This window comes from Reyranella soli, assembly GCF_007992495.1.
In the GTDB taxonomy this organism is placed as follows: domain Bacteria; phylum Pseudomonadota; class Alphaproteobacteria; order Reyranellales; family Reyranellaceae; genus Reyranella; species Reyranella soli.
In genome coordinates, this window is record NZ_BKAJ01000100.1 from 47954 (window position 1) to 54835 (window position 6882).

The following is a 6882-nucleotide window of genomic DNA, read 5'->3' on the forward strand; positions in this document are numbered from 1 at the left end:
GGCGCGCAAATCCAATCAGATCGAACCGCGCGCGGTTCGATCTGATTGAATTTCGCTCTAGCCGAACAGCTGGCGGTCGGCGCAGTGCAGGTCTTTGGTGTCGTAGTAGGGCTTGGTCCAGCCGTCGCTCGTTGACAGGAACCAATGGGCCTGGGTGGCGGCATCCTTGAGCGATGCCGGCGGCGACTTCGGCGCCTTGACGCCGGCCTCCTTCGACTTGCTCTGGAAATTGTCGAGGAAGTTGAAGTGGTCGACCAGGCCCACCGCTTCGATGGCGAACACCGTGGCAACGTCCTGGTCGTGAATGGCGAGCAGGTTGTCGCCGTTCACCGTCTCGCCCTTGTTGGCGAGGTTCGACGAGCCGCAATAGACCACGGCATCCTTCGCGTTAAAGCCGCAGACGACGAACTTGTGATGGATCTGGTGCCTGCGGCCGCCGATGTTGGGGACCTGGTCGAACGGCGGCGGCAGGATCGTATGGACGGGCTTGCCGGTGACCAGCAGGCCCCGTTTGTGCCCCGGTGCGTAGAGGACGATGCCATCGGGGTTGTCGGAGATGCCGTAGCTGAAGATCTTCTCGTCGGCGTGGACCTTGTTCAACGTCGAATAGACGCTGCTCGAGCTCTTGGCGCCCATTTCCATGACGGCGAACAGCACGTTGCCGGAGGGCTTCTTGGCTTCCGCCTTCACCCGGTCCACCAGGCCGCCCATCACCTTGTCGGCGAACTCCTGGGTGTGCGGCGAGAAGGTGATGTCGGTCGAGGGAACGCCCTTGCCGTTGAAGGTGAAGGTCTTGCTGGCGAAGGAACTGCTGCGGAAGGCCGGCGCCTTCACCTGGTCCTTCCACGACAGCTCGAAGACGTCCGAATAGGCCTTGGCGACGGTGCGATCGTCGTAGACCAGGACGTGGTTGGAGTTCACGTAGAGCCCCGTCACCGAGAAGTTGGTCGAGCCGGTGAGCACCGTGCGCGGGCCCTTGCCGTCGGAGACGATCAGGACCTTGTCGTGGGCATAGCGCCCGAAATGACCGCGCAGGATCGACTTCTTGGTCTTGTCGGCCGCCTTGAACATCTTCTCGAACGTGTCCTCGGGCGCCGTGCCGTCCTTGGCGTTGCTCTTGTGCAGGGCGGCGTTGTCGAGGATGACGCGGATGCGCCGCTGCTTGGCCAGGCCGAGCAGGGCGTTGGCGAAGTTGGGCTCGCTGAGGTCGTAGGCGAAGACATCGAGGTGCAGCGCCTTGTTGCCCGTGACCTCGTCGAGCATGTCGAAGATGCGATCCTGGGCGGTGAAGCCCAGCCACTCGTATTCCTGGTCGTAGGTGAAAGAGTCGCCCTTGGCGTTCTTGCCGGCCACCGCCTCGGTATCGAAGATCAGGCCGGACTTCGGCGGCTGCACCTTAACCGTCGGCCCGAAATGGTGGACGAAGGCCTGGCTCTGCGTGAAGCCGCGGGTGAAGCCGGTGGACAGGCTGCCCTTGGTGAACGGCTTCACCGGAACGTCGAGGGAAACACCGCGCTTGGGATCGATCGGCAGCATCGAGCCCGATGCGTTGAAGAAGCGCGGCGTCACCGTGTAGGTGTACGTGCCGTAGAACGGCTTCAGTCCCTGATGGACCGATCCCGGCACATGCAGCCAGCGGAACTTGTGGATCGGGGCGTTGAACGACGAATTGGCCGGCAGCTTGGGATCCTGGGCGTGGTCGCTGGGTTTCTCGTATTGCAGCTGGTTCTGCAGGTAGTAGGCGTCGCCCTTGGCCGGCTTGCATTGTATGGTGAAGCCGGCCAGGCCCTTGGCGTCGGCCTTGGAGAGGTTGAAGGCCAGAAGCGTCTTGGCGTCGCCGACATAGGCGTTGACCGTGAATGAGCCACTTTTCTTGGTGATGGTGGTCATGTCTTCCTCCGGGCTGTCAGGGAATAATAAACCCATGGTTGTGACAGGAACGTGCCAAAGGTCACGTTGGGCAGGCGCCCTGTGCCTCGTCCTTGTGTGCTGCGGGACTTCAGTCGGTGCGCAAACCGCCGCCCGACCGGCTGCCACGTCCAGCCCCTCACTGGCCGGCAGTGCCAGCGTGAAGACCCATCTGCAATCTCTGCACTACGGCAATGTCCAGGACCTGCGCCGCGGACCCGACGGCCAATGGACCGGCCGGGCGACGCAGAACGGCGTCGAGAAGCAGGTGACGGTCGGCCCCAAGGGCACGGTAACGGCCCGTTAGTTCTCATTGGACCGCGGGCCTCCAGGCCCGCTCATGCTCATGCTCTTCCGGACCGCGAGCCTCCGGCTCGCTCATGCCGGAGGCTCGCGGTCCGGAAGACTCTGAGCGGGCCTGGAGGCCCGCGGTCCAATGAAGCCTAGCTCAATTCCTTGCGCACGATCGCCGCACCCTCGGCGAGGGCCTTTAGCTTGCCGAAGGCGGTGGCGCGCGGGAGGTACTTCATGCCGCAATCGGGAGCGGGGAGGAGCTTGTCGGGCGGCAGATGTTTCAGGCCGGCGCGGATGCGATCGGCGACCTTCTGCGGCGTCTCGATCTCGGGATCGTTGAGGTCGATCACGCCCAGCATCACCTTCTTCGGTGCGAGGTCCTTCAGCACGCCGAGATCGAGCTTGGGCTGCGCCGATTCGATCGAGATCTGCTGGGCGATCGAGTCCGCGAGCTGCGGCAGGAAGGAATAGCCCGTCGGCTTCCCGCCGGTGACGACGGCGGCATAGCCGAAGCAGAGATGCACGACCGTCGGCACCTTGATGTCCCTGAGCGCGCGGTCGATCACCTTCACGGCGTAGCGCTTGGCCTCTTCGGGGTTGTTGCGCAGCCACGGCTCGTCGAGCTGGATGACGTCGGCGCCGGCCTTGACCAGCTCATGCGCCTCCTCGTTCACCGCCGCGGCGTAGTCCATGCACATCGCCTCGGCGTCCCTGTAGAATTCGTCCTTGACCTGCTGGCCCATGGTGAACGGGCCGGGCAGGGTGATCTTGGCGAGCCTGTCGGTATTGGCGCGCAGGAACTGCATGTCGCGCAGCTCCACCGGCCCGGTGCGCCGGATCTTGCCGACCACGCGCGGCACAGGCGTCTTCTGGCCGCGGTTGTTCACGATCTCGGCCGGATGCTCGTCGTCGATGCCGCTGAGCGCGGTGGCAAAGCGGTTGGAGTAGCTCTCCCGCCGCATCTCGCCGTCGGTCACGATGTCGATGCCGGCGCGCTCCATGTCGCGGATGGCGATCAGGGTCGCGTCGTCCTGGGCCTGCTCGAGGAACGTCTCGGGCACGCGCCAGATCTCACGCATGCGCGTGCGCGGCACGACCTTGCTCAGCATCTTGCGATCGACCAGCCAGTCGGGTTGCGGATAGGAGCCGACGACGGTGGTCTGGAGGAGGACGTCTGACATTTTCACCTACTGCAGCTTGATCTCGGCCTTCTTGGCCAGGTCGATGTTTTCCTTGATCTCGGCCACGACGATCTTGTCGAACTCGGCGGGCGTCGTCGGCGCGGGATCGGTGCCAAGCGCCTGCAGGCGCTCCTTCACCTCGGGGTTGTCGAGCGCCTTCCTGACTTCGGCATTGAGCTTGTCGATCACCGCCGGTGGCGTGCCGGCCGGCGCGAACAATCCGACCCAGAAATTGTAGCCGCTGTCCTTGAAGCCCTGTTCCTCGGTCGTCGGCAGGTCGGGCAGCACCGACGAGCGCTTGGGGCTGCCGTTGGCCAGGGCCACGACCCGGCCGTCCTTGATCATCGGCAGTGCCGCGATCACCGGGCAGAAGTAGATGTCGGTACGGCCGTTCATCGTGTCGCTGAGCGCCTCGGGTGTGCCCTTGTAGGGCACGTGCACGGTGTCGATGTCGGCCGCGAGCTTGAACTTCTCGGCGTTCATGTGCGTGCCGCTGCCCGTGCCGGCCGTGGCGTAGGTGAGCTTGCCGGGCGCCGCCTTGGCCGCGTTCACGTAGTCATTGGCCGTCTTCCAGCCCTTGGACGGTGAGGCCACCATGATGTTGGGCTGCACCGCGAGCAGGGTGACGGCCGGCAGGTCCTTGGCCGTGTCGAAGGTCATGTTGGGATAGATCGCCGGATTGACCGTGTGCGCCGAGGAATTGGCGAGCAGCGTGTATCCGTCGGGGGCAGACTTGGCGACCTGGCCAGCGCCGATCGTGCCGCCGGCGCCCGGCTTGTTCTCGACGATGACCGTCTGGCCCAGGTTCTTGGTCATGGCGGCTGCCACGGCGCGGGCGACCACATCGGTGGCGCTGCCCGGCGTGAAGGGAACGATGATGTGGATCGGCTTGTCGGGGAAATTCTGCGCCGAAGCTGGCAGGGCGAAGAGCGCCGATGCCAGTGCTAATGCGATCAGACGTTTCATGGATTTCCCTCCCTGTATTTTATGTCGCCGCTATTTCGCGACTGACGCTCTTTATGTTTAGCCTCGACAGAATTCGTTCGCCCGACGCCGCCAGCCTGGCGCGCACACCTGAAAGATCGGGCCGCGCCAGCTTACCATCGCGCTTGGCGAAGCGGCCGGCAACCAGGACGTCACGCATGCGGGCGCCGGAACCCTGCATGACCACGGACGCAACCGCATCATGCACCGGCCACATGGCGAGCGGGCCGAGCGACATGACGGCAATGTCGGCCTGCTTGCCGGGCGCCAGGGAGCCGATGCGATCGGCCATGCCCAGCATTGCCGCCCCACGCGCGGTGACCCAGTCGAACGCCTCCGCCGCCGGCACCGTGGAGGTGGCGGGGATGCCGCCGCTTCGGGCACGTTCCGCCGCGTTGTCCAGCGCGCGCTGCGAGGCGAGCGCCATGCGCGCCACGGTGAACATGTCGCCGCTCACCGCCGATTCGAGGTCGACGCCGACCGAGGGGCCGGCGCCCAGCGCGCGCAGGCGGCCGGTGATGGGATGGCCGTGACCCTGCGCCATCTCATTCTCGGGCGTGATCGAGAAGCTGACGCCGAGGTCGACGAAGGCCCTGAGCTGCTCGTCGGTGAGGTTGTTGCCGTGCACGATGTTGATGTGTGGGCCGACCAGGCCGCGCTGCATCAGGGTTTCCCAGCCGCCGGGCGTCTTCGCCTCGCCGCCGCCTTGGTGCATGGAGGCGACCAGGCCGAGTTCCTTGGCCAGCGCGAAATCGTGGTCGCTGACTTCGAGCGTGGAGTAGTGCGGGCCGAGCACGGCCATGCCGAGGGTCACCAGGGCCTGGCGGTCGGACAACGGGCCCTTCAGCAGCCGCTCGACCTCCTTGCGCGGGTGAGGGACCTCCGAGAAGTGCGGCTCGCCGGGCTTGGGATCGGGCTTGGGTGAGCCGTGGAAGAAGGCGGCGCGGATGCCCGACTCTTTCAGGCCGGCGATGCCGGCGTCGGTGTGCTCAGGCGTCGGATTGTTGTGGCACCAGTCGACCAGCGTGGTGACGCCGTGGTCGAGCTGGTTCAGCGCCCCGGCCAGGGTGGCGATGTGGATGTCCTCGGGCGTGAACACCGTGGCGAGGCCGGCATGGACGTGGCGGAAATACTCCAGCAGCGTCCAGTTGGCCGCGACCGAGCGCAGCGCCGTCTGCCAGGTGTGCATATGGGCGTTGACCAGCCCCGGCAGCACGAAGTGCCCGCTGCAGTCGACCGTCTCGGCACCGGCCTGCAGCGAGGGCGCGATGGCGGCGATGCGGTCCCCGTCGACCAGCACGTCACCCTTCGGCAGCACGCCAAGCGTGGCGTCCTGCGTGACGACGATGCCGGATTTGAGGAGGAGCTTCATCGGAGCGCGGACCTCCGCCATTTGTCATCCTGAGCGTAGCGAAGGATGACACCTTCGCTGTCACAGCCCATCGCCGACCTTCACATTCTCCGCCTCGAGCTTCATGCCGGCCGAACGCGCCAGCTCCAGCAGCAGCACGGAGAAATCGATATCGCCTGGATACTGGTGTGCCAGCGAAGCGATGCTGTCGCGCGTCACCGACGCGGTCGGCATGACGACGCCGAACTGCTTGGCCGCGCCGATGCCCAGCTCCATGTCCTTCAGCAGGAGCTTGGGCGTGAAGGTGGTGGTGAAGTCGAGATTGACCAGCGCCGGCGTCTTGTAGCGCGTGTACATCGATCCGAGCACACTCTGGTTGATCGATTCCAAAAAGACATGCCGCGCGATGCCGGCCTTCTCGGCCATCAGCGTGATCTCGCACAACGACTGGATGATGACGCCGAACATGGTGTTGTGGGCGATCTTCCAGACGCGTGAGAGCTCGCCTTCGCCGACATACATCGCCGCCCGGCCCAGCGCCGCCAGCAGCGGCTGCACCGCGTCGTATTCGGCCTTGGGGCCGGACGCCACCACCAGGAGCTTGCCTGCCTTGGCGACCTTGGCGTTGCCCGACACCGGCGCGCTCAAATAGGCGACGCCCACGTCGGTCAGGCCCTTGCGGATCTCGGCCGAGCCCGTGTCGGAGATCGACGACATGTCGACCACGCGCTTGGGCCGCGCGTTCCCGCTCAGCACGCCGCCGGCGCCAAACAGGATGTCCTTCAGGTCGTCGGTGGTCGAGACCATGGTGAAGACGGTGGCGCAGTGCGCCATCGCCGCCTTGTCGGTCACGACCTCGGCGCCGATCTGGGCCAAAGGATCGGCCTTCGACGCCGTGCGGTTCCATACCGAAAGCCCGTGTCCCGCCTTCACCAGCCGGGCCGCCATGGCCTCGCCCATGCGGCCAAGCCCGATCCAGCCGATGTCGTGGGATGCCTTGCTGCTCATGAGTCGGAAACTCCGCGCCTGTCCTGGATTGCGATTCGCGGCGCAGTTTGCGAGGCGATCAGGCGGCTGTCCATCATCGGACCGCGGGCCTCCAGGCCCGCTCATACTCTTCCGGACCGCGCGCGTCCTCGCGCGCTCATGATCATGAGCGCGCGA

At 65.6% G+C, this 6882-nt stretch carries 6 protein-coding genes; 1 reads left to right on the forward strand and 5 read right to left on the reverse strand.

Going from position 1 to position 6882, the window contains the following annotated elements; genetic code table 11:
• Window positions 1–57: 57 nt before the first annotated feature.
• Window positions 58–1890: a phospholipase D-like domain-containing protein gene (locus tag RSO01_RS28040; RefSeq protein ID WP_147153705.1), complete on the reverse strand. Its 1833-nt coding sequence runs from the start codon at window positions 1888–1890 to the stop codon at window positions 58–60.
• A 178-nt stretch (window positions 1891–2068) separates the two neighbouring features.
• Between RSO01_RS28040 and RSO01_RS28045 the strand changes: the two genes are divergently transcribed.
• Window positions 2069–2215 carry a malate:quinone oxidoreductase gene (locus RSO01_RS28045; protein WP_147153707.1) on the forward strand — a complete coding sequence of 49 codons (147 nt, stop codon included), beginning with the start codon at window positions 2069–2071 and terminating at the stop codon, window positions 2213–2215.
• 136 nt (window positions 2216–2351) lie between these two features.
• Here RSO01_RS28045 and RSO01_RS28050 read toward each other — a convergent pair whose 3' ends face one another.
• From RSO01_RS28050 to RSO01_RS28065, 4 genes are read right to left on the reverse strand one after another with little or no spacing between them, the layout of a single operon-like run.
• Window positions 2352–3383, reverse strand: a complete 1032-nt coding sequence (locus tag RSO01_RS28050; RefSeq protein WP_147153709.1) for a 5-methyltetrahydropteroyltriglutamate--homocysteine methyltransferase — start codon at window positions 3381–3383, stop codon at window positions 2352–2354.
• A gap of 6 nt (window positions 3384–3389) precedes the next feature.
• On the reverse strand, window positions 3390–4349 hold the full coding sequence (locus RSO01_RS28055) for a tripartite tricarboxylate transporter substrate binding protein (protein WP_147153711.1): 960 nt from the start codon (window positions 4347–4349) through the stop codon (window positions 3390–3392).
• 19 nt (window positions 4350–4368) lie between these two features.
• Window positions 4369–5739 carry an amidohydrolase family protein gene (locus RSO01_RS28060; protein WP_147153713.1) on the reverse strand — a complete coding sequence of 457 codons (1371 nt, stop codon included), beginning with the start codon at window positions 5737–5739 and terminating at the stop codon, window positions 4369–4371.
• Window positions 5740–5799: 60 nt separating this feature from the next.
• Entirely contained in the window at window positions 5800–6726 is a 927-nt protein-coding gene (locus tag RSO01_RS28065) for an NAD(P)-dependent oxidoreductase (protein ID WP_147153714.1), read from the reverse strand.
• Between the last annotated feature and the right edge of the window lie 156 nt (window positions 6727–6882).

Excerpts from the sequence above, each read along its gene's own strand:
- RSO01_RS28040 (WP_147153705.1), bottom strand. The coding sequence starts at position 1,890 with ATGACCACCATCACCAAGAAAAGTGGCTCATTCACGGTCAACGCCTAT.
- RSO01_RS28050 (WP_147153709.1), bottom strand. The coding sequence starts at position 3,383 with ATGTCAGACGTCCTCCTCCAGACCACCGTCGTCGGCTCCTATCCGCAA.
- RSO01_RS28055 (WP_147153711.1), bottom strand. The coding sequence starts at position 4,349 with ATGAAACGTCTGATCGCATTAGCACTGGCATCGGCGCTCTTCGCCCTG.
- RSO01_RS28060 (WP_147153713.1), bottom strand. The coding sequence starts at position 5,739 with ATGAAGCTCCTCCTCAAATCCGGCATCGTCGTCACGCAGGACGCCACG.
- RSO01_RS28065 (WP_147153714.1), bottom strand. The coding sequence starts at position 6,726 with ATGAGCAGCAAGGCATCCCACGACATCGGCTGGATCGGGCTTGGCCGC.